A 20,892-nucleotide genomic window follows, 5' to 3' on the forward strand; every position below is an offset into this window, starting at 1 on the left:
ACGCGCCGAATCCGCCCGGCAGCTCGGCCACCGCGCGGCCACACCACGCGGCGACAACGCCAATAACGGTCCGGCGGCCCCACCCCCTCAGCGCCCCCGTCCGACGCCAACCCGGTTGGACTCGGGCCCCTTGTCAGTCAGGCCGGTCACCCACACCGACGCGCCGAACCCGCCCGGCAGCACGGCCACCGCGCCGCCACACCACCCGGCTACAACGCCACTCACGACCCGGCGGCCCCACCCCCTCCAGCGCCCTCCGGCAAACGCCGACCGCACCACCGCCGAGCCCCCGTCCGAGAGCAACCCGAATCGATACAGGGCCAGTTGAAAGTCAGGCTGGTCACACCGGCGTGCCGCGTCCGTGAGCCGGCTCGACCGCTGCGAGAGCCCGGCTGCAGCGCCCGTTCACGCCGCCGACGGCACCGCCCCCCTCAGCGCCGTGCCAGCGCCGACCGCATCGTCTCCAGGTCACCGTCCGACGCCAATCCGGCGTGGTACAGCCGTACTTCGGTGGCTCCCCGGTCACGGGCCTTCGCCATGTCGGCGGCCAGGGTGCCGGGGCTGCCGCCCATCCCGGCGACCACGGGGAAGTTGGCCGCGACCACGGCTCCCTCCCGGCCCTGCTCGGCGAACGGCGCGAGCAGGGCCGTACCGCCCGCGCAGGGTACGACCACGCCGTCGGCGACGGACAGGATGTGCTCGGGGTCCACGCCCGCGTTGGCGCCCACGTGATAGGTGACCGGGTCGGCGTGCAGCAGCACCTGGAAGCCGTCGGGGGCCGCCTCGCGCACCGCGCGGACCGCCGTCTCCTGGAGGGTGCGGGCGGTGTCGTCGCGCCACGCGCGCGTGGCGGCCGCCTTCGTCTCGCCGAGCAGCTTCTCGACCCCGGCCCAGCCTCCGTCGTCGGGCGCCCCCTGCCACAGCGGCTCCAGCACGTCCCGTACGGCGGCCGCCAACTCGTCGGCGTCCAGGCCCTGTTCGCCGTACCCCTCCCGGCAGACGGGACAGAAGCAGAGCGCCATCAGGTAGTGGCCGGCGTCCCCGAGGCCGACGCCGCCGGTCTTGTCGTGGGCGTGCAGGTGCTGCAGGCCGTACCAGCCCAGCGACTCCAGCTCGGTGCCGCGCGCGCCGGGCCGGGCGGCCGCCTCGGCGGCGAGGTCCACGAGGTACGCGCGCGTGGCGGGCTGGGCGATGCACGGGGCCCAGGGGTAGCGGTCGCCGTAGGCGTTGACGACGGAGGTGTCCGGATGCTCGGCGCCCAGGCGGGAGTTGTGCGCGAGGACGACCCAGGTGTGCACCTCCAGGCCGGCCTCCGCGAGGGACTTCGCGGCCTCGCCGTAGGCGTCACCGGGCGCCCAGTCGCCGGCCGCGTACGGGCGCAGCTCCCGCCCCTCCCAGCGGTCGCCGGCCGGGTACAGCACCGCCGCGTGCCCGGCGGTGACGATGCGGTGGCGCGGGTGGCGGGGGGTGAGCGCGCGCGTGGAGTGGTAGGCGGCGGCCAGCGTCACCTGTTCCACGCCGAGCGCGGCGATTCGGCCGGCGGCCTCCGGGTCCCCGTTGACGTCCCAGGGGTAGACGAATGTCGACGCCTTCACTTGCCGTCCTCCAGCAGCGCGTACCCGCGGTCGATCAGCTCGGCGAGCTGCTTCACATGGTCCTCGGTGGGTTCGTGCAGCGGGGAGCGGACCTCCCCCACGTCCAGCCCGCGCAGCCGTACGCCCGCCTTGACCAGGGAGACGGCGTAGCCGCGGCCCTGGGCCCGGAGTTCGACGAACGGCCGGTAGAAGCCGTCCAGGAGACGGTTCGCGGTGCTCTCGTCGCCGGTCCTGAGCGCCTCGTGGAAGGCGAGGGCGATCTCCGGGACGAAGCAGAAGACGGCCGAGGAGTAGAGCGGGACGCCGATGGCGCGGTAGGCGAGCTGGGTCTGCTCGGCGGTGGGCAGGCCGTTGAAGTAGAGGAAGTCGCCGGGGACCTCGGTGCGGACGGCGCTGACGATGCGCTGCATGAGGTCGAGGTCGCCGAGGCCGTCCTTGAAGCCGATGATCCCGTCCGTACGGGCGAGCGCGACGACGGTCTCCGGGGTGAACACGGCGTTGTCGCGCTGGTAGACGATCACGGGCAGCGCGGTCGCGGCGGCCACCTCCCGGTAGTGCCGCAGCAGCCCCTCCTGCCCGGCGACCACGAGGTAGGGCGGCATGGCGAGCAGCCCGTCCGCGCCGGCGGCCTCGGCCACGCGCGCGTACCGCACGGCGAGCGCGGTGCCATAGCCCGCGCCGGCGACGACCGGCACCCGTCCCCCGGTCGCCTCGACGGCCGCCCGGACGCACGCCTCGAACTCCTCGGGGGTGAGCGCGTGGAACTCGCCGGTGCCGCAGCACGCGAAGACCGCGGCGGCCCCGTTCTCCACCCCGCGGCGGACATGGGCTCGGTAGACCTCGAGGTCGACCGAGCCGTCCGGTCCGTAGGCGGTGACGGGGAAGAACAGCGGCCCGCTGGGGTTACTGAGCCGAGCGGCGAGGGGGGCAGGCGTCACGGACTCTCCCGGTTACATGTTTATGATCGGCGTCTACATCTCTGAACGACACCACGCTAAAGTGCCCCATCCTGGCCGGTCAAGCGCGCCTACGGCCTCGTACCAGCAGATTTCCGGCCTCCGTGGGACACTTGACGGGTCCTGCCCCGGATCCCTAGCGTGTCCACGCATGTGAATATCGTGCATACACGCGACCCCGCCGACCGAAGGAGAAGCGAGGATGCCAGCCCCCCGCACCGTTCTGCTCACCGGCGCCGCCGGCGGGCTCGGCACCCTGATGCGGAACCTGCTGCCCGCCTTCGACTACGAGCTGCGCCTCCTCGACATCCGTCCGATCGAGGGCGACCCGGACGCGATCACCGCCGACCTCGCCGACCGGAAGGCCCTGCGTGAGGCCGTACGGGGCGTCGACGCGATCCTCCACCTCGCGGGCATCTCGCTGGAAGCCCCCTTCGAGAAGATCCTCAAGGCGAACATCGAGGGCACGTACAACCTGTACGAGGCCGCGCGCGAGGAGGGAGTGGGCCGGATCGTCTTCGCCTCCTCCAACCACGCGGTCGGCTTCACTCCGCGGCCCCAGGGCGACGACCCCCTGATCCCGATCGACACGCCGCGCCGTCCCGACACCTTCTACGGCCTGTCCAAGTCCTTCGGCGAGGACCTCGCCCAGCTCTACTGGGACAGGCACGGCCTGGAGACCGTGTCGGTGCGCATCGGCTCCTGCTTCCCGGAGCCGACCAGCGTGCGCATGCTGTCGGTCTGGATGAGCCCGCCGGACGGCGCCCGCCTCTTCCACGCGGCCCTCACCGCCGAGAACGTGGGCCACACGGTCGTCTACGGCTCCTCCGCCAACACCCGCCTGTGGTGGGACCTGTCCACCGCCCGGGCCCTCGGCTACGAACCGCAGGACGACTCCGAGCAGTACGCGGAGAAGCTGATCGCCGAACAGGGCGAACTGGAACCGGGCAACATCGCGCACGACTACCTGGGCGGCGCCTTCGTCAGCGACCCACCGATCTGGCCGTACTGACCGACTTGCACACCGGGCGGGCACCGAACGGGCCCGCCCGCCGCCATATTCGGGCATGCGGTGACCCCTGGGGGTGACGCGCGAGCGCCCACCCCCAGGGCGCGGGGAACTGCGCGACCAGCCACAACGAGCCCGCACCCGCACACCACCGCCGCACCCGAGTTCGTAGGCGACGGCCGCCCGAACGGGCACACACAGGCACGATCCCTCCAGTAACAGACCTGGTCACCCCCGCCCACCCGCTGTAGAACTTCCCCCATCGGCCCGAACGGGCAACGGCGCAGCAAAGGCGGGTGACAAATGACCGGCACCGCGGAGGACCGCCAGCGGCACATCGTGAAAACAGCGCGAGCCAAAGGCTCGGTGGACGTCACCGAACTCGCCGCCGCGCTGGGCGTGGCCAAGGAGACCGTCCGCCGAGACCTCCGCGCCCTGGAGGACCACGGCCTGGTCCGCCGCACCCACGGCGGCGCCTACCCCGTGGAGAGCGCCGGCTTCGAGACGACCCTCGCCTTCCGCGCCACCAGCCACGTCCCGGAGAAGCGCCGCATCGCCACCGCAGCGGCCGAGTTGCTCGGGGACGCCGAGACAGTGTTCGTCGACGAGGGCTTCACCCCGCAGCTCATCGCCGAGGCCCTGCCCGGGGACCGACCGCTGACCGTGGTCACCGCGTCCCTGCCCGTCGCGGGCACCCTCGCCGAGGCGGACAACATCTCCGTGCTGCTGCTCGGCGGCCGCGTCCGTCCCGGCACCCTGGCCACCGTCGACCACTGGACGACGAAGATGCTGGCCGGTTTCGTCCTCGACCTCGCCTACATCGGCGCCAACGGCATCTCCCGCGAGCACGGTCTGACCACGCCCGACCCCGCCGTCAGCGAGGTCAAGGCACAGGCGATCCGGGCCGCGCGGCGCACCGTGTTCGCGGGTGTGCACACCAAGTTCGGGGCGGTCAGCTTCTGCCGGTTCGCGGAGATCGGCGCACTGGAGGCCATCGTCACCAGCACGCTGCTGCCGTCGGCGGAGGCCCATCGGTACTCGCTGCTGGGACCACAGGTCGTGCGGGTCTGATTCAGCGGGCCGGCTTGCGAACCGCCAAGCACCACAGGGGTTCTCCGCACGGAACGGTGCCCTTTATATCCAACTATGTCCAGGAGCGATCCATGCGCACCCAGAGCCGACGACGGCCGTCGCGAGCCACGCTCGCGCTGGCCGCCGCAGGGACGCTGCTCACCCCGCTGCTCTCCGGCTGTTGGGTCGGGGCGGGCGGGTCCGGTTCCGGCGGCGACTCCGTCAACGTCCTGATGGTCAACAACCCGCAGATGGTGGAGCTGCAGAAGCTGACCAAGGCCCACTTCACCAAGGAGACCGGCATCAAGGTGAACTTCACCGTCCTGCCGGAGAACGACGTCCGCGACAAGATCAGCCAGGACTTCGCCAACCAGGCCGGCCAGTACGACGTGGCGACGTTGTCCAACTACGAGATACCGATCTACGCCAAGAACGGCTGGCTGCACGAGATGAACTCGTACGTGGCCAAGGACCCGGCGTACGACGAACAGGACGTGCTGAAGCCGATGCGGCAGTCCCTGACCGCCGACGACGGCAGGCTCTACGGGCAGCCCTTCTACGGCGAGTCGTCCTTCCTGATGTACCGCAAGGACGTGTTCGCGGCGAAGCACCTCACCATGCCCGCGCACCCGACCTGGGACCAGGTGGCCGACCTCGCCGCGAAGGTGGACGGCGCCGAGTCCGGCATGCGGGGCATCTGCCTGCGCGGACTGCCCGGCTGGGGCGAGCTGATGGCGCCCCTGACCACGGTCGTGAACACCTTCGGCGGCACCTGGTTCACCAAGGACTGGAAGGCCCGACTGGACTCCCCCGCCTTCGAGAAGGCGACGAAGTTCTACGTCGACCTCGTCCGCAGGCACGGTGAGTCCGGCGCCGCCCAGTCCGGCTTCGCCGAGTGCCTCAACAACATGACCCAGGGCAAGGTCGCCATGTGGTACGACGCCACATCGGCCGCCGGTTCCCTGGAGGCCGCGGGCTCCCCGGTCAAGGGCAAGCTCGGCTACGCGCCGGCCCCCGTGGAGAAGACCGACAACTCCGGCTGGCTCTACACCTGGGCGTGGGGCATCCAGAAGGCCTCCCGCAACCCCGACAAGGCCTGGAAGTTCGTCTCCTGGGCGTCCAGCAAGCAGTACGAGCAGCTGGTCGGCGAGACCAGTGGCTGGCCCAACGTACCGGCGGGCAAACGCGCTTCGACCTACACCAACGCCGAGTACGTCAAATCCGCGGCCTCCTTCCAGGAGATGACCAAGGCCGCCATCGAAGGCGCGAGGCCCAATGACCCGGGGGTGCAGCCGCGCCCCGCGCCCGGCATCCAGTTCGTCGGCATCCCCGAGTTCACCGATCTCGGCACCAAGGTCTCCCAGGAGATCAGCGCGGCCATCGCCGGACGCCAGTCCGTCGATTCGGCCCTGAGGAAGTCCCAGAAACTCGCCGAGAAGATCTCCAAGGAGTACGAGGGACGATGACCGCGACAACGACGGCTCCGATAGCCGCGACTCCCGCACGCACCAAGGGCGTTCCCTCCGCCCGGCTGAAGGCCTGGGCGACCCGCGCGCCGCTGCTGCCCGCCCTGGTCTTCATGATCGTGGTGACCCAGCTGCCGTTCGTGGCCACGCTGGTGATCTCGTTCTTCGACTGGAACGCCCTCTACCCGAAGGCCCGTCACTTCACCGGACTCGACAACTACCGACAGGTCCTCACCGACGCCGACCTGCGCCACTCGGTGTGGACGACGATCCTGCTCACGGCCGCCGTGGTCGTGGTCAGCCTGGTCCTGGGCCTGGCGCTCGCGCTGCTCCTGGACCGGAGGTTCCGCGGCCGGGGCGTGGTCCGCACACTGCTGATCGCGCCCTTCCTGGTGGTCCCCGTGGCGGCCGCCCTGCTGTGGAAGCACGTCCTCTACAACCCCGAATACGGCCTGCTGAACGGTCTGTTGCACTATGTGGGCGGTCCGCAGCCGGACTGGATCTCGAACACCCCGCTGCTGGCGGTCGAGGCCTCCCTGGTGTGGCAGTGGACGCCGTTCATGATGCTGATCCTGCTGGCGGGCCTGCAGAGCCGTGACCACCAGCAGATCGAGGCCGCGCGGGTGGACGGCGCGAGCGACTGGCAGATCTTCCGCCACCTCACGCTCCCGCACCTGCGCCGCTACCTCGAACTCGGCGCCCTGCTGGGCTCGATCTACATCGTCCAGAACTTCGACGCCGTCTTCACCATCACGTCCGGCGGGCTGGGCACCGCCAACCTCCCGTACACCGTCTACCAGAGCTTCTACCAGGCCCATGAGAACGGCCTCGCCTCGGCCGCGGGCGTCCTGGTGGTCATCGGCTCGATCGTCATCGCGACCTTCGCCCTGCGCGTGGTGTCGTCCCTGTTCCGCGAGGAGGTGGCTCGAGGATGAGCACCGTCGCCGTACGACTGCGAGGCGGCCGCCGCAAGGGCGCCGGACTCGGCCTGGTGGCCTGGCTGTTGGGGATCGTGTTCTTCCTGCCCATCGCCTGGATGGCCCTGACGTCCTTCCACTCGGAGGCGGACGCCGCCACCAACCCGCCCTCCTTCGGGGCCGCCCTCACCCTGGACGGCTACCGCGAGTTCTTCGGTACGGGCGGCGGGGCGAGCCCCTGGCCGGCCCTCATCAACTCGGCCGTGGCGTCGGTGGCGTCGACGCTGCTGGTGCTGCTGCTGGCTCTGCCGGCGGCGTACGCGCTGTCGGTGCGCCCGGTGAAGAAGTGGACGGACGTCCTGTTCTTCTTCCTGTCCACCAAGATGCTCCCGGTGGTCGCGGGTCTCCTGCCCATCTACCTGTTCGCCAAGAACACGGACATGCTGGACAACATCTGGCTGCTGGTCATCCTCTACACCTCGATGAACCTGCCGATCGCCGTGTGGATGATGCAGTCCTTCCTGGCCGAGGTGCCGGTCGCGGTGATCGAGGCGGCCCAGATCGACGGCGCCCGGCTGCCGACGATCCTCGCCCGTGTGGTGGCCCCGATCGCCCTGCCCGGCATCGCCGCCACCGCCCTGATCTGCTTCATCTTCAGCTGGAACGAGCTGCTGTTCGCCCGGGTGCTGACCGGCGTGGTCGCGGAGACCGCCCCCGTCTTCCTGACCGGCTTCATCACCAGCCAGGGCCTGTTCCTGGCGAAGGTGTGCGCCGCGTCGCTCGTCATCTCCCTGCCGGTGCTCGCCGCGGGGTTCGCCGCCCAGGACAAGCTGGTCCAGGGCCTGTCGCTGGGAGCCGTGAAATGAAGGCCGCCGTCATCGAGTCCGTGGGCCGTGCCGTCGTCGCCGAGGTCCCCGACCCGGCGCCGGGCCCCCGCGAGGTCGTCGTCGAGGTCGCCGCCTGCGGCCTGTGCGGCACCGATCTGCACATCCTGCAGGGCGAGTTCGCGCCGAAGCTGCCGATCGTGCCGGGTCACGAGTTCGCGGGCGAGGTGGTCGGGGTCGGCACCCAGGTCACCGAGGTCGCGGTCGGCGACCGGGTGGCGGTCGACCCGTCCCTGTACTGCTACGAGTGCCGCTACTGCCGTGACGGCCACAACAACCTCTGCGAGCGGTGGGCCGCGATCGGCGTGACCACGGCGGGCGGCGCGGCACAGTTCGCCGTCGCTCCGGTGGCCAACTGCGTGAAGCTCCCCGAGCACGTCCGCACCCAGGACGCGGCCCTGGTGGAGCCCCTGTCCTGCGCCGTGCGCGGCTACGACGTGCTGCGCTCCCGCCTCGGCGCGAACGTGCTGATCTACGGCTCCGGGACGATGGGCCTGATGATGCTGGAGCTGGCCAAGCGGACCGGGGCGGCGAGCGTGGACGTCGTGGATCTGAACCCGGCCCGCCTGGAGACGGCCGTACGCCTCGGCGTCTCGTCCTCCGCGCCGAACGCAGACGAACTGGAGCGCCCGCAGGGCTGGGACGTCGTGATCGACGCGACCGGCAACGCGGCGGCCATCCAGGACGGCCTGGGGCGCGTGGCCAAGGCGGGGACGTTCCTGCAGTTCGGGGTGGCGGACTACGCGACGCGGGTGACGATCGACCCGTACCGGATCTACAACCAGGAGATCACCGTTACGGGGTCGATGGCGGTGCTGCACAGCTTCGAACGCGCGGCCGAGCTGTTCGCGAACGGCGTCCTCGACCCGGAGGTATTCATCAGCGACCGGATCCCGCTGGAGCGCTACCCGCAGGCACTGGAGCAGTTCGCCGCGGGGGTGGGACGGAAGATCGTGGTGCTCCCCCAGAGCGCCTAGCCCGTCGCCCGGACCGCGGGAAAATCCGGTGGGGGCGCGGCGGACCGGAGCCGTACCATCCCGTCATGCCGCACCCCCAGGGATTCTCGTACGAGGAACACGCCGACGGCACCGTGCGCATCACCCACCACGGCCGTCCCGCGACCACGCTGCGCGCACCGCGCTCCACCCGGTTTCTCGCGGAGGTGGCGGCCGGCGACCCGCAGCTCGTCATGGCCCGCTGGACCGGGAACTACAAGCGCGGCAACGAGCGGACCGCCCGAGACCACCCGCGCAACGGCGCCCGCGGCCGCCGCTGAACCGATCCACTCGATCGGCCGCCGGGTAAGGGAACGGCAAAGTGGTCTCGTTCGTTGTCCCTGCATGACAGCTATGACCCCTGGCTCGAACATCCCTCTCCCCGTCACCCGCGTGACGGTGGACGTCGCCGCCCCGGTGCGGCTCGACGTATCGGGCCTGCGGGCCTGCTGCTCACGGGCGACGGCAAGGTGCGCTCCGACGACGACTTCATCTTCTACAACCAGCCGGCGGGGCCGGGCGTCACGTACCGCTCCGGCGGCGGTACGGCGCCCGACGCGATCACCGTCGACACCGCCGCCCTGCCCCCCGGCATCGAGAAGGTCGTCGTCACGGCGAGTCCGGACGCGGCCGGGCAGACCTTCCAGGGCATCGAGCCGACGGCCACGATCCGCGGCGCGGACGACAACAGCGTCCTCGCCACGTTCACACCCCCGCAGCTGGGGACGGAGACGGCGCTGGTGATCGTCGAGATCTACCTGCGCAACGGCGCCTGGAAGGCACGCGCGGTCGGCCAGGGGTACGCCAACGGGCTGGCGGGCATCGCGACCGACTTCGGGGTGACGGTCGAGGAGCCCGCCTCGGCGCCCGTCGCCCCGCCCCAGCCCGCGGCGCAGCCCCCGGTGGCGCCGCCCGCACCGCCGCTGTCCACCACGCCGCCTCCCCCGCCCGCCGCTCCGGCTCCCGCCGCGCCCGCTCCCGGTGCCGGGAAGATCAACCTCGACAAGGGCCGGGTGAGCCTGCAGAAGAACCAGACCGTCTCCCTGGTCAAGGGCGGCCGTCCGCTGCTCGCCCAGGTCAAGATGGGCCTCGGCTGGGAGCCGGCCTACCGGGGCTCCGACATCGACCTGGACGCGTCGGTCATCGCCTACGGCCCGCAGCGCAACCACATCGACAGCTGCTACTTCGGCAAGCTGTCCATCCTCAACGGCGCGATCAAGCACTCCGGCGACAACCTCACGGGCGAGGGCGCGGGCGACGACGAGGTCATCGTGGTCGACCTCGGCCGCATCCCGCAGGAGGTGACCGGCCTGGTCTTCACGGTCAACTCCTTCTCCGGCCAGAAGTTCACCGACGTGGCCAAGGCCTACTGCCGCCTCCTGGACGCCGCGACCGGCGAGGAGTTGGTCCGCTTCGACCTGACCAACGCAGAGGCACAGACGGGCGTCATGATGGCCAAGCTGATCCGCCAGTTCTCCGGCGAGTGGGACATGACGGCGATGGGCCAGTTCGTGAAGGCCCGCACGGTCCGGAACATGGTGAAGCCGGCCGCCCAAGCGCTGTAGGCGGTCGTACGACGTCCACGGGTGCCCCCTCGGGCGGGGGCACCCGACGTCTCAGGTCTCCGCGGTCTCCGCCGACCGCAGCCCTTCGGTCAGCAGGGACAGATAGCGGCGGATGCGCGGCCGCCCGCCGTTCGCCAACTCCGCGGCGGAGGACACCCCGTGGGCCAGCCGCAGCACGTCGATCGGCTCGAGGTCCCGCCGCAGCGTCCCCTCCCTCTGGGCCGCCTCGACCAGCCGCGCGGCCGCGCCCTTCATGTGCGTGCCGCAGGCGGTGAGGGCCGCGTTGCTGCCGTCGGTGACGGCCGACCCCAGCAGCGCCTTCAGACCCCGCACTTCGATCGTGCGGACGCAGACCTCGTAGAGCCACTCCTGAAGGGCCTCGCCGGGCGGCAGTTCCTTCGCGATGTCGTCGGCACGGTTGCCGAGCGCCTCGATGGCGTCGACGTACACCGCCTCCAGCAGCGCCTGCCGCGTCGGGAAGTGCCGGTACAGCGTCCCGGAACCCACCCCCGCCCGCTTGGCGATGTCGTCGAGGGACGCGTTCTCCCCGTGCTCGGCGAAGGCGTCCGCCGCGCTCTTCAGCAGCCGCTCATAGTTCCGCCGGGCGTCCGCCCGCATGGGTTTGACCTGCGCCATCCAGATACTCCTTGCGAACCGGGGACCCTCTCCGTATCTTAGCGAGAGTTAAACGGAGACAGTCCCCGGTTATCTCCGCGGGCCCTTCCACCTGCCCACACTCCGTTGCTTCGTGCTGCCCGCGCGCATCCACCGAGGACATTCGAAACGGGAGAACCCCATGTCCGGCCCGTCCACGACCACCGAAACACGCCCCGCACTCCAGCACCCCGCCCGCCTCGGCACCGTCCTCTTCGTCATCGTCACCGCCTACCTGATGGTCGGCGTCGACTCCACGGTCGTCAACGTCGCGCTGCCCGACATCCAACAGGACCTCCACTTCAGCCGCACCGGCCTGTCCTGGGTCCTCAACGCCTACACCCTCGCCTTCGGCGGGCTGCTGCTGCTCGGCGGCCGCGTCGGCGACATCGTCGGCCGCCGCCGCACCCTCGCCACCGGTGTCCTGCTCTTCGCCGGCTCCTCCCTGCTCGGCGGCCTCGCGACCGACAGCGTCTGGCTGCTCGCGGCCCGAGCGCTGCAGGGCGTCGGCGCCGCCCTCATCGCGCCGAGCACCCTCGCCCTGATCACCACCAACTTCCCCGAAGGCCCGCGCCGCCACCACGCGCTCGGCGTCTACGCCTCCATGGCCGGCATCGGCGCCTCCATCGGCCTGGTGGTCGGCGGGATGCTCACCTCCTGGGCCTCCTGGCGCTGGGCCCTGCTGATCAACGTGCCGATCGGGCTCGGCGTGGCCCTCGCCCTGCCCCGCTTCGTCGCCGAGACCCCGCGCCACGCGGGCCGGTTCGACGCGGCGGGCGCCCTGACCGGCACGGCGGGCATGACCTCGCTGGTGTACGCCTTCATCCGGGTCTCGGCGTCGGGGTGGAGCGACACCCTCGCCCTGCTCGCGTTCACCACGGCGGCCGCCCTGCTCGCCGGTTTCACCCTGGTGGAGTCCCGGGCCGCTCAGCCGATCATGCCGCTGCGGCTGTTCTCGGACCGCAACCGCGCGGGCGGCTACGCGGGCGTTCTGCTGCTTCCGGCAGGCATGTTCGGCGCCTTCTACTTCCTGACGCTGATCAGCCAACAGGTGCTGAACTACAGCCCGTTGCGCGCCGGGTTCGCGTTCCTGCCGATGACGCTGGCGATGTTCACGACCGTCCGCTTCGTGCCGCGGCTGGTCGGCCGGCTCGGCGCCAGGCCGATCCTGCTCACCGGCATGGCCCTGCTGACCACCGCCGCCGGATGGCTGTGGCGGCTGCGGCCCGGCGAGGGCTACGCGGCCGGCCTGCTCGGCCCGCTGCTGCTCATCGGCGTCGGCGTGGGCCTCAGCTTCATGCCGCTCAACGCGACCATCCTCGCCCGCGTCCAGCCGCACGAGGCGGGCGCTGCCTCCGGACTGCTCCAGACCCTTCAGTGGCTCGGCGGCACCCTCGGACTGTCGGTCCTGGTCACGGTGTTCGGCACGGCGACCCGGCACGCGTCCGGCACCCCGGCCGAGATCCTCACGGCGGGCTCGGCACGCGCGTTCGGCGCGGCCGCCCTGATCGCCGCCACGGCCCTGGCGGTCTGCGCGACGGTGATCAGGGCCGACCGCCCGGGAAGGACGTGATCGGGGCGTACGACCAAGGCCTGTTGCGAAAGCCCCGCCTGCCCCGCGACGCCCGGCACGCTCCCCCATGACGCCTCAGGGCCCGCCCTCCGGCCGGACGACGGGACTTTCGCAACAGCCCTAGAACAACGCGCTGTAGGCGTTCAGTGCGGGCTGTCCGCCGAGGTGGGCGTAGAGCACCGTCGACTCGGCGCCGATCTCCCCGCGCCGCACGAGATCGATCATGCCGGCCATCGACTTGCCCTCGTAGACGGGGTCGGTGATCATCCCCTCCGTGCGGGCGGCGAGGCGCATCGCCTCCAGGGTCGTCTCGTCGGGGACGCCGTACGTCCCCGCGTGGTACCGCTCGTCCAGTTCGACGTCGTCCTCGGTCAACTCGCGCCGCACGCCGATCAGCCGACCGGTATGCGCGGCGATCCGGGCGATCTGCTCCCTGGTCGCGGCGGGCTTGGCCGAGGCGTCGACGCCGAGCACCCGGCGCCGCCGTCCGCCCGCCTCCTCCAGCGCGGCGAACCCGGCGACCATGCCGGCCTGGGTCGAGCCGGTCACCGAACACACGACGACGGTGTCGAAGAAAACGCCCAACTCCCGCTCCTGCTCGGCGACTTCATAGGCCCAGCCGGCGAACCCGAGGCCGCCGAGCGGATGGTCGGAGGCGCCCGCCGGAATGGCGTACGGCTTCCCGCCCCGCTCCTCGACCTCCCGGAGGGCCTGCTCCCAGCTCTCCTTGAACCCGATACCGAACCCGGCCTTCACCAGCCGTACGTCGGCTCCGGCGAGTCGGCTGAGCAGGATGTTGCCGACCTTGTCGTACACGGAGTCCGGCCAGTCCACCCAACTCTCCTGCACCAGCACGCACTTGAGCCCGGCACGCGCGGCCACGGCGGCGACCTGACGGGTGTGGTTGGACTGCACCCCGCCGATCGAGACCAGCGTGTCGCAGCCCTGGGCCAGCGCGTCGGCGACCAGGTACTCCAGCTTGCGCGTCTTGTTCCCGCCGTAGGCGACGCCGGAGTTGCAGTCCTCCCGCTTGGCCCAGAGGGAGGCGCCACCGAGCTCGGCGGTCAGCCGCTCCAGGGGGTGCACCGGGGACGGGCCGAAGAGGAGGGGGTAACGCTCGTACGAGGCAAGAGACATGGGTCCTCCCGGTCGGGATCAGTCGCCGTCGGCCCGGTCGCCGCCGGTGGGGTCGGTGTCGGTGTCGGCGGGGTCGGTGTCGGTCAGCTCGACCAGGTCGGCGAGGCTGCGCCAGATCTCCGCGGTGACCCGCACCGCCGTCTCGGCGTCACCGGCCGCGCACGCCTCGATCAGCCGCTCGTGCAGGCCCGCGGAACGGCAGGTGCCGCCCTCGCCGAAGCGACGGCGCTCCAGGCGGCGGATGAGCGGGGTGTAGCGGGCGATGGTGGCGGCGGCCGCGTGGTTGCCGGCGACGCGGACGAGGACGTCGTGCAGGGCGTCGTCGGCCCGCAGCGCACCGTCCACGTCACCCGCGCCGACGGCCGCCGCGAACCGCTCGTTGGCCGCGCGCATGGTCTGCACGTCGGCGGCGAAGAGACGCGGTACGGCGACCCGGGTCGCCAGCTCGTGCATGGCACCGACCACGGCGGCCGCGTCCCGCACATCGGCGGCGACCACCGGGGTCACCCGGGTGTAGCTCTGCGGCTTGCTCTCCAGCAGCCCCTCGTCCACGAGCCGCGCGAAGGCCTCCCGCACCGGCGCCCGGGACAGCCCCATCCGCTCGGCGAGCTCGGCGTCCCGCACCACCGCACCGGGCTCCAGTTCCCCGGCCACGATGGCGTCCCGGATGGATGTGTAGGCGCGGTCCCGGAGAAGGGTGCGCCGGATGGGTCGTATGGCCTCCACGACTGAAATGTTAGATGTCAGCCAGCAGCGCGGGCAAGGGTGTGGCCCGCACCCCCCGTAGAAGTGCGGGCCACGATCATGGGCTCAGGCAACCCAGGGCCAGTCGGCGTCCCGGGTGGCCTCGAGCAGCGGGACCATCCGGAAAGCCGCGTCGCTCAGACCGCCGAAGGTGTGCCGGTTCGCCTTGCCCGAGGGGCCGTGGCCCGCGCGGTACCCGGCGAGGTTCCAGGTGTAGACCGGCACATGGGCCGGGACCTGCTCCGTCGGGTCGCCGTGGTGGTTGAAGGCGTACTGCTCGTCGGTGACGATCAGCACCCGGTCCTGACCCCGGTAGTGCGCGCGCACCGCGCTGGTGGTGTCGGTGCCGCCCAGGTCGCCGAAGCGGTCCAGGATCCCCAGCACCGACTCGCCGCTGCGGAACGCCAGGCGCCGGCTCGTGGTGCCGAACTCGACGAGATCCGCGTCGGCCGCCCGCAGCGCGAGCGCCGTGCCGAAGATCGCCGCCGCGTCGGCCCGGTTGAGCTCGGAGCGGTCCGACAGCCGCGCCCACATCGAGCCGGAGCGGTCGACCAGGATCAGCGTGCGGCCCGGCAGCGCGGGCACGTTGGCCAGCGAGTGCCCGAGCGCCTGCTCCAGCGGGTACGACCAGCGCAGCGAGGGCGCGTGCCGGTACGCGGCGAGATACCGGAAGGGGAACTGCCGCGAGCGCGCGACCTCGGCCGCGTCACTGATCTTCGCCGCCACCCGGGCCGCGACCTCGTCCGAGACCCCCGCCTGATCGAAATTGCGCAGGTTACGGACGAGCGCCATCGCCCCCATGGACGGGATCACGGCCTCCCAGGCCGCCTTGTCCATGGGGCCCTGGAGCCAGCCGGCCAGCGCCTCCCAGGTGATCCCGGCCGCCGCGAGCCGCTCGGCACCGCCCGCGGAGGTCACCACCGCACGGCGCTCCCGCACCGGCAGCGCCATCAGCTCACGGTGCGCGGTCAGGACGCCGTCCGCGACGGGCGGTACCGCGGCGTCCGGGTGGTGCCGGCGGTCGAGGGCGTACCGGAACAACTCACCCTGCCACGGCTTGTCCGGGTCCGGCGTCGCATGCACCAGGTTGAGGATGTCGCCGAACCGGTAGCCCTTGGACGCTGTGTCGTACTTCAGCAGCGACTTGCCGCTGTAGAGACGGCGTACGGCGTCGGCGATCCCGCGCTTGACCGGCTTGGGGACGTTACGGCCGTACGTCGCCGTCCAGTACGCGAGCAGTTCGCCGGGCTCGTCCGGGCGCCGCAGTACGGAGGCGACGACCTGCCGGTTGGCCGGGCCGTCGGTGGCGCCCGCGTCGAGGCGCGCCTTCACGTACTCGGCGGCGCCGACGAGGGAAGCGGTACGGAGGTTTCCCTCGCCGCGCAGCCAGCCGAGCAGACCGGCCGTCCACGCCGGATCCTCGACGGCGAGCTGCCGCACGAGCCGCGCGAAGCGGTCGTCGCGGTCGGCGCCGCTCTCGTAAAAGGTCTTCTGCGACACGAAGTTGGCGACCGCGAGCAGGAAGAGCTCGGAGCGCGCGTCCCGCTCCCGGCCGCGTCCGCCCTCGTATGTGCGGAGCACACGGCCCGTGGAGGTGACGCGAGAAGTGGGCTGCGCCTTCGCGCCCTTGGTGTTGAATCGCGCCATGGTGAATTCCCCCGAATTCTGAATGGGTTTCGGAGGGAGGCGCGGCAGAAGGAGGGGCCCGAGATCAGGGGTCGGCGACGGCCTTATCACCTGGCGCGTCTTCCATTTCCGCCACACCGGCCCTTCGGCCGGCGACGGGATTCGAACCCGCACGCTCACCTGGAGCACCAAGTCCCTGAAGTATCCGCTGCCTGCGCACCGGGCACCCACCATGAACTGCGCCTCCCGAGATCAAGGTCGGCGGCGGCACTGATTCTCTGAGAAAGGGAAGTAACCGCAGCCTGCGCACCGGGAGGTGCATGAAGTTGTGGTGTCCAGAGAACAAGGTCGGCGGAACCGACAAAGGTGCTCTAACCCCTGAGCTACACCGGCGCGTTGTACCGGCGGCGGGACTCGAACCCGCGACCGCCCCATTATCAGTGGAAGTAGGTCCTGCCTTCGCACCTGGACGTTCATCACTGTAGAAGGCAACCGGTGGAGCTGGCGAGCGAATTAAGCGCGGGCGCTCAGGGGGTGGGCTTCACTCACGTCTGGTGAGCCAGACTTCCTGGTATCTCCGACTCCGCAACTGTCGGATCGGCTCCCCGCGAGGATTATTCAGTTGCCGGTAGTTCGGTGTCAGCGCATGGCAGTTCGGGCAGCGGAGACACGGCGCAGGGTGTCCACGCCGTGCCTCTGCTTTTTGCCGACGGGTCAGATTGGCACAGGTATCGACTGCACCGATTACTGCAGTGCGCCTGCGCTCCGCGGGCTTTATCGCTTCTGGCGCTTCCACGGCCCCGTGATCGCCAGCATGATCCCCGGCTCCTGGATGTTGGCGTACAGGGTCCTGCCGTCCGGGGAGAAGGTGACGCCGGTGAACTCGCTGTACTCGGGGTCCTCCTCGGTGCCGAGGTTCAGTTCGTTGCGGGCGATCGGGTAGGTACGGCCGCTGTCGGTCGCGCCGAACAGGTGCTGCAGGCCCTCGCCGTCCTCGGCGATGACGAGGCCGCCGTACGGCGAGACGGTGATGTTGTCGGGGCCGTCGAAGTTGCCCTCGACGGACGGGTCGGGGTTGACGCCGATCAGGACCTTCAGGGTCAGGGTGCGGCGCTTGGGGTCGTAGAACCACACGGCGCCGTCGTGCTGGACGGGGCTCTCGGCACGGGCGTACGAGGAGACGATGTAGGCGCCTCCGTCACCCCACCACATGCCCTCCAGCTTGCGGGCGCGGGTGATCTGGCCGTCGGTGAACTGCTTGCGCGTCGAGACCGTCTTCGCGTCCCGGTCCGGGACGTCCACCCAGTCCACGCCGTAGACGGTGCCGATCTTCGTGGCGCGGGAGAGGTCGTCGACGAACTTGCCGCCGGAGTCGAAGCACTTGAAGGCCTGCAGGACACCCGCGTCGTCGGCGAGCGTGCGCAGCCTGCCGCGCCCGTGGTGGAAGCCGGCCGGCGGGGTCCAGCGGTACAGCAGGCCGTTGGGGCCGGACGCGTCCTCGGTGAGGTAGAGGTGGCCGCGCTTGGGGTCGACGACGACAGCCTCGTGGGCGTAACGGCCCAGCGCCTTGATGGGCTTGGGGTTCCGGTTGGCCCGGCGGTCCTCGGGGTCGACCTCGAAGACGTAGCCGTGGTCCTTGGTCATGCCGTTCTGGCCGGCCTTGTCCTCGGTCTCCTCACAGGTCAGCCAGGTGCCCCAAGGGGTGTTGCCGCCCGCGCAGTTGGTGGAGGTACCGGCGATGCCGACCCACTCGGCGACATGGTCGCGGCGCACCTCGACGACCGTGCAGCCGCCGGACGCGGCGGGGTCGTAGACCAGGCCCTCGGTGAGCGGGACGGGGTACTTCCAGTTCGAACGCGGGCCCTTGAGCTCGTGGTTGTTGACCAGCAGGGTCGCGCCGCGGGGGCCGTCGAAGGTGGACGTGCCGTCGTGGTTGGACGGGGTGAACTCGCCGGACTCCAGCTTGGTCCTGCCGCTGTAGGTGATGATCCGGTACTTGAAGCCGGCGGGGAGGGCCAGGATGCCGTCCGGGTCGGGGACGAGCGGTCCGTAGCCGACGCCGTGGTGTCCGTGCGCCAACTCCTCGGCGCCGTCGGTCTCGTCGGTCTCCGTGGACGCGAGGGCGTTCGGGGCGGTGGCGAGGGCGCCGACGCTGCCGGCCAGCGCGACCCCGGCACCGGTGATCGCGGATTTTCTGGCGAAGTCCCTGCGGGTGAGCGACATGGTGTCTCCTGTGACGGTGGGCGTGCCGTGGAGGGTGGCGGACCTCGGGTCGGCGTCACGGTTTCGCCCACGCCTGAACGTGAGTTGAACACCGGGCGACCACTGATGACCCACTTCCATGAATCCGTACACCACACCCCATGGAAAGCCAAAGACTTTCGGCTCCCGCTAAAGCCCCTACGAGGACGGCACCCAGGGCAAAGAGACTCGCATCCGCCGCAACGGCACGCGGGGACAAGGGCTTTCGCGCCAGCCGCGACACACGCAAGGGGACGGGCTCCCACGCCGACCACAACGGCTCGTGAGGAGAAGGGCTTCCACACCGAACCCGACGGCACCCGGAAGCGAAGGACTTTTCACCACCCGCCACGGCATCCCGAACCGAAGGGCAGACCCGCGACACCCGCAACGACACCCGGAACCGCACGGCATTCCGCGCAGCACCCGCGACACCCGAAGCGAACGCCCTCGCCCGCCATGACGCCAACCCCCGCGCCCGCCGCAACGGCACCCACCCCCAGGCGAAGGCCCGCACCCGTCACAACGCCAACGCCCCACGCCTGCCACAACGACACGCCCAAGCGAAGGCCCGCGTCCGCCAAGACGCCAACGCCCCACGCCCGCCCCGACAGCGCCTCGCAGCGACAGCGCCTCGCAGCGAAGGAGCATCCATACCCGCCCCCGCCCGCGACAGCGCCGCGCCGCGAAGAAGCGTCCGTACCCGCTGCCGCGGCGCCGTCCGGATCGGGGACCCGCCGCCGCGCGCCGCACGCCCGGCCACCGCGGCCCGTACGCGCGTGGGGCACTCGGAACGAAGCGGCCCCGCCCGCCTCAACCCCCCTGCTGCGAACGCGCCTTGAACGCCGCCTTCCGGGCCTCCTTCGCGATCCGCTTGTCCGGGTGCAGGCGGCCCATCGCCTCCAGTACGTCGGCCGTGGCCGGATGGTCGACGCGCCAGGCCGCAGCGAAGAAGCCGCCGTGCTGGGCCGCCAACCCCTGGACCAGCGAGCGCAGTTCCTCGGAGTTCCCCTCGGCGGCGAGCTGCGCGGCGACGGTGTCGATGGTGAGCCAGAAGATCATCGCTTCCGAGGGTGCGGGCACGTCCGCCGCCCCGTGCTCGCTCAGCCAGACCCGGGCCAGCCCGCCGAGTTCGGGGTCGTCCAGCACCTCCCGCAGCGCCGGCTCGGCCTCCGCCCCCACCAGGGCCAGCGCCTGCTGGCAGCGCAGTCGGCGCAGCGGCGCGCCCGCGTCCGAGCCGCGGCTCGCGGCGAGCAACTCCCGGGCGCCCTCCAGCGGTTGCCGCCGTGCCAGCCACTGCTCGGTCTCGGCGCGCGCGGCCTGCGGAGGGAACGTCGCCGTCCCGTCGAGCAGCGCGTCCGCGCCCTTGTCGGCGAGGTCACCGACGGCCGGCGCGGTGAACCCGGCCTCCAGCAGCCGCGCGCGCAGGCCGTACAGGCCGAGCGGGGTCAGCCGCACCATGCCGTAGCGGGAGACGTCCGTGTCGTCGACCGGCGCGGCGGGTTCCTCGTCGGTGTCCGCCATCAGCGCCTCGTCGACCGGCTGGTACTCGACGAGTCCGACCGGCTCCAGCAGCCGGAACTGGTCGTCCAGCTTCATCATCGCGTCGGAGACCTGCTCCAGGACGTCGTTGGTGGGCTCGCCCATGTCGGAGGGCACGATCATGGACGCGGCGAGCGCGGGCAGCGGGACCGGGGAGTCGCCCGGCCCCTCCTCGGTGACGGAGAGCAGGTACAGGTTGCCGAGGACGCCGTCGAGGAACTCGGCCTCCGCCTCCGGGTCCCACTGCAGCCGGTCGAAGTCGATCTCGCCGCCCTCGTCCAGGGCCTCCTCCAGGCCCTCGATGTCGGGCACGCTCGCGTCGGCGAGCACCGTCTCCAGGGCCCCCTGCCACACGGCGAGCACGTCGTGCGGCGAGCCGCCGGTGAGCAGCGCCAGCTCCGCACCGGCCCGCACGGTGCCCTCGTCCTCGTCGGCGATCTCGACGAGCCCGGTGTCCAGGGCCACCCGCCATGCCTCGCCCGCGTCGGCCGCGGCGTCGTCCCCGGTCAGTCCCAGCACCTCGGCGGCGGCCGGCAACTGCTCGTCCACGAGCCCGCCCCCGGCGTCGACGCGGGTGTCGGGGCCGGCCCAGCGGGCGAGCCGGGCGGCCCGGGACAGCAGGGGTGTGGACAGCGCGTCCCGCGCCAGCTCCGCTTCGGGGTGCAGCCGTACCGGCGGCAGGGGGGAGCTGTCTGACATCGGCTGGTTCTCCTAGGGGCCAGGTCGGCCGTACGACCACCTGGACGACGTACGGCTCAATCGCTCAGCCTAGACGGATTTCGACCCATGCCGCCCGGTTCATCTCCTGGTCAGGGTCCGTACATGGCCGAAACCTTGACAACTGGCCGGAGCAGGCAGGAGATTGACGCGCGTAGAAACGGGGGGACAACTGTTCACTCATCTCTACGCGCGTCACC

16 protein-coding genes and 1 pseudogene are annotated in these 20,892 nt (G+C 71.3%); 9 read left to right on the forward strand and 8 right to left on the reverse strand.

The genetic code is table 11. From position 1 onward, the window contains the following. Positions 1-431 precede the first annotated feature (431 nt). A complete protein-coding gene (locus ABZZ74_RS02670; protein ID WP_356761274.1) occupies positions 432-1,595 on the reverse strand; it encodes a hypothetical protein in 1,164 nt (387 codons plus the stop codon). Next, positions 1,592-2,533: a 5-dehydro-4-deoxyglucarate dehydratase gene (locus ABZZ74_RS02675; RefSeq protein ID WP_356761276.1), complete on the reverse strand. Its 942-nt coding sequence runs from the start codon at positions 2,531-2,533 to the stop codon at positions 1,592-1,594. Before ABZZ74_RS02675 ends, ABZZ74_RS02670 begins: the two co-directional genes overlap by 4 nt. Positions 2,534-2,753: 220 nt before the next feature. Between ABZZ74_RS02675 and ABZZ74_RS02680 the strand changes: the two genes are divergently transcribed. The 8 genes and pseudogenes from ABZZ74_RS02680 to ABZZ74_RS02715 all read left to right on the forward strand — a co-directional run bounded on the left by ABZZ74_RS02680 (position 2,754) and on the right by ABZZ74_RS02715 (position 10,458). Then, positions 2,754-3,563, forward strand: coding sequence for an NAD(P)-dependent oxidoreductase (locus tag ABZZ74_RS02680; RefSeq protein WP_356761278.1), 810 nt, complete (start codon positions 2,754-2,756; stop codon positions 3,561-3,563). A gap of 300 nt (positions 3,564-3,863) precedes the next feature. After that, positions 3,864-4,631, forward strand: coding sequence for a DeoR/GlpR family DNA-binding transcription regulator (locus ABZZ74_RS02685; RefSeq protein ID WP_133048174.1), 768 nt, complete (start codon positions 3,864-3,866; stop codon positions 4,629-4,631). Between the two features lie 92 nt (positions 4,632-4,723). Further along, positions 4,724-6,097: a sugar ABC transporter substrate-binding protein gene (locus ABZZ74_RS02690; protein WP_356761281.1), complete on the forward strand. Its 1,374-nt coding sequence runs from the start codon at positions 4,724-4,726 to the stop codon at positions 6,095-6,097. Further along, complete coding sequence (locus ABZZ74_RS02695) at positions 6,094-7,032, forward strand: sugar ABC transporter permease (protein ID WP_356761283.1); 939 nt, start codon at positions 6,094-6,096, stop codon at positions 7,030-7,032. The genes ABZZ74_RS02690 and ABZZ74_RS02695 overlap by 4 nt, the downstream gene beginning before the upstream one ends. Then, on the forward strand, positions 7,029-7,880 hold the full coding sequence (locus ABZZ74_RS02700) for a carbohydrate ABC transporter permease (protein WP_356761285.1): 852 nt from the start codon (positions 7,029-7,031) through the stop codon (positions 7,878-7,880). Before ABZZ74_RS02695 ends, ABZZ74_RS02700 begins: the two co-directional genes overlap by 4 nt. Next, positions 7,877-8,875: a zinc-dependent alcohol dehydrogenase family protein gene (locus ABZZ74_RS02705; protein ID WP_356761287.1), complete on the forward strand. Its 999-nt coding sequence runs from the start codon at positions 7,877-7,879 to the stop codon at positions 8,873-8,875. The genes ABZZ74_RS02700 and ABZZ74_RS02705 overlap by 4 nt, the downstream gene beginning before the upstream one ends. Positions 8,876-8,940: 65 nt before the next feature. Continuing rightward, a complete protein-coding gene (locus ABZZ74_RS02710; protein WP_356761289.1) occupies positions 8,941-9,174 on the forward strand; it encodes a hypothetical protein in 234 nt (77 codons plus the stop codon). A 73-nt stretch (positions 9,175-9,247) separates the two neighbouring features. Further along, positions 9,248-10,458, forward strand: a pseudogene (locus ABZZ74_RS02715) (TerD family protein). Positions 10,459-10,509: 51 nt separating this feature from the next. Here the strand turns inward: ABZZ74_RS02715 and ABZZ74_RS02720 are convergent. Further along, the gene (locus tag ABZZ74_RS02720) at positions 10,510-11,094 is read right to left on the reverse strand and encodes a helix-turn-helix domain-containing protein (RefSeq protein ID WP_356761290.1); all 585 of its coding nucleotides are present in this window, start codon (positions 11,092-11,094) and stop codon (positions 10,510-10,512) included. 160 nt (positions 11,095-11,254) lie between these two features. Here ABZZ74_RS02720 and ABZZ74_RS02725 point away from each other — a divergent pair, with 160 nt between their 5' ends. After that, the gene (locus ABZZ74_RS02725; protein ID WP_356761292.1) at positions 11,255-12,685 is read left to right on the forward strand and encodes an MFS transporter; all 1,431 of its coding nucleotides are present in this window, start codon (positions 11,255-11,257) and stop codon (positions 12,683-12,685) included. Between the two features lie 120 nt (positions 12,686-12,805). On the opposite strand, the gene ABZZ74_RS02730 is transcribed toward ABZZ74_RS02725, so the two are convergent. From ABZZ74_RS02730 to ABZZ74_RS02750, 5 genes are all read right to left on the reverse strand, one after another. Further along, positions 12,806-13,822 (reverse strand): 1-aminocyclopropane-1-carboxylate deaminase, encoded by a 1,017-nt coding sequence (locus ABZZ74_RS02730; protein WP_356761293.1) that lies wholly within the window; start codon positions 13,820-13,822, stop codon positions 12,806-12,808. Positions 13,823-13,840: 18 nt separating this feature from the next. Beyond that, a complete protein-coding gene (locus tag ABZZ74_RS02735) occupies positions 13,841-14,548 on the reverse strand; it encodes a GntR family transcriptional regulator (RefSeq protein ID WP_356761295.1) in 708 nt (235 codons plus the stop codon). An 84-nt stretch (positions 14,549-14,632) separates the two neighbouring features. Beyond that, positions 14,633-16,213 (reverse strand): TROVE domain-containing protein, encoded by a 1,581-nt coding sequence (locus ABZZ74_RS02740; protein ID WP_356761297.1) that lies wholly within the window; start codon positions 16,211-16,213, stop codon positions 14,633-14,635. Between the two features lie 753 nt (positions 16,214-16,966). After that, a complete protein-coding gene (locus tag ABZZ74_RS02745; protein ID WP_356761299.1) occupies positions 16,967-18,415 on the reverse strand; it encodes an alkaline phosphatase PhoX in 1,449 nt (482 codons plus the stop codon). A gap of 831 nt (positions 18,416-19,246) precedes the next feature. Continuing rightward, the gene (locus tag ABZZ74_RS02750; protein ID WP_356761300.1) at positions 19,247-20,674 is read right to left on the reverse strand and encodes a hypothetical protein; all 1,428 of its coding nucleotides are present in this window, start codon (positions 20,672-20,674) and stop codon (positions 19,247-19,249) included. Positions 20,675-20,892 lie beyond the last annotated feature (218 nt).

The sequence above is a fragment of the Streptomyces sp. NPDC006476 genome (assembly GCF_040612015.1).
In the GTDB taxonomy this organism is placed as follows: Bacteria; Actinomycetota; Actinomycetes; order Streptomycetales; family Streptomycetaceae; genus Streptomyces; species Streptomyces griseorubiginosus_B.

Bases quoted from the DNA above. Each gene is read 5' to 3' on its own strand.
- ABZZ74_RS02680 (WP_356761278.1), top strand. From the start codon at position 2,754: ATGCCAGCCCCCCGCACCGTTCTGCTCACCGGCGCCGCCGGCGGGCTC.
- ABZZ74_RS02685 (WP_133048174.1), top strand. From the start codon at position 3,864: ATGACCGGCACCGCGGAGGACCGCCAGCGGCACATCGTGAAAACAGCG.
- ABZZ74_RS02690 (WP_356761281.1), top strand. From the start codon at position 4,724: ATGCGCACCCAGAGCCGACGACGGCCGTCGCGAGCCACGCTCGCGCTG.
- ABZZ74_RS02695 (WP_356761283.1), top strand. From the start codon at position 6,094: ATGACCGCGACAACGACGGCTCCGATAGCCGCGACTCCCGCACGCACC.
- ABZZ74_RS02700 (WP_356761285.1), top strand. From the start codon at position 7,029: ATGAGCACCGTCGCCGTACGACTGCGAGGCGGCCGCCGCAAGGGCGCC.
- ABZZ74_RS02705 (WP_356761287.1), top strand. From the start codon at position 7,877: ATGAAGGCCGCCGTCATCGAGTCCGTGGGCCGTGCCGTCGTCGCCGAG.
- ABZZ74_RS02710 (WP_356761289.1), top strand. From the start codon at position 8,941: ATGCCGCACCCCCAGGGATTCTCGTACGAGGAACACGCCGACGGCACC.
- ABZZ74_RS02720 (WP_356761290.1), bottom strand. From the start codon at position 11,094: ATGGCGCAGGTCAAACCCATGCGGGCGGACGCCCGGCGGAACTATGAG.
- ABZZ74_RS02725 (WP_356761292.1), top strand. From the start codon at position 11,255: ATGTCCGGCCCGTCCACGACCACCGAAACACGCCCCGCACTCCAGCAC.
- ABZZ74_RS02730 (WP_356761293.1), bottom strand. From the start codon at position 13,822: ATGTCTCTTGCCTCGTACGAGCGTTACCCCCTCCTCTTCGGCCCGTCC.
- ABZZ74_RS02740 (WP_356761297.1), bottom strand. From the start codon at position 16,213: ATGGCGCGATTCAACACCAAGGGCGCGAAGGCGCAGCCCACTTCTCGC.
- ABZZ74_RS02745 (WP_356761299.1), bottom strand. From the start codon at position 18,415: ATGTCGCTCACCCGCAGGGACTTCGCCAGAAAATCCGCGATCACCGGT.
- ABZZ74_RS02750 (WP_356761300.1), bottom strand. From the start codon at position 20,674: ATGTCAGACAGCTCCCCCCTGCCGCCGGTACGGCTGCACCCCGAAGCG.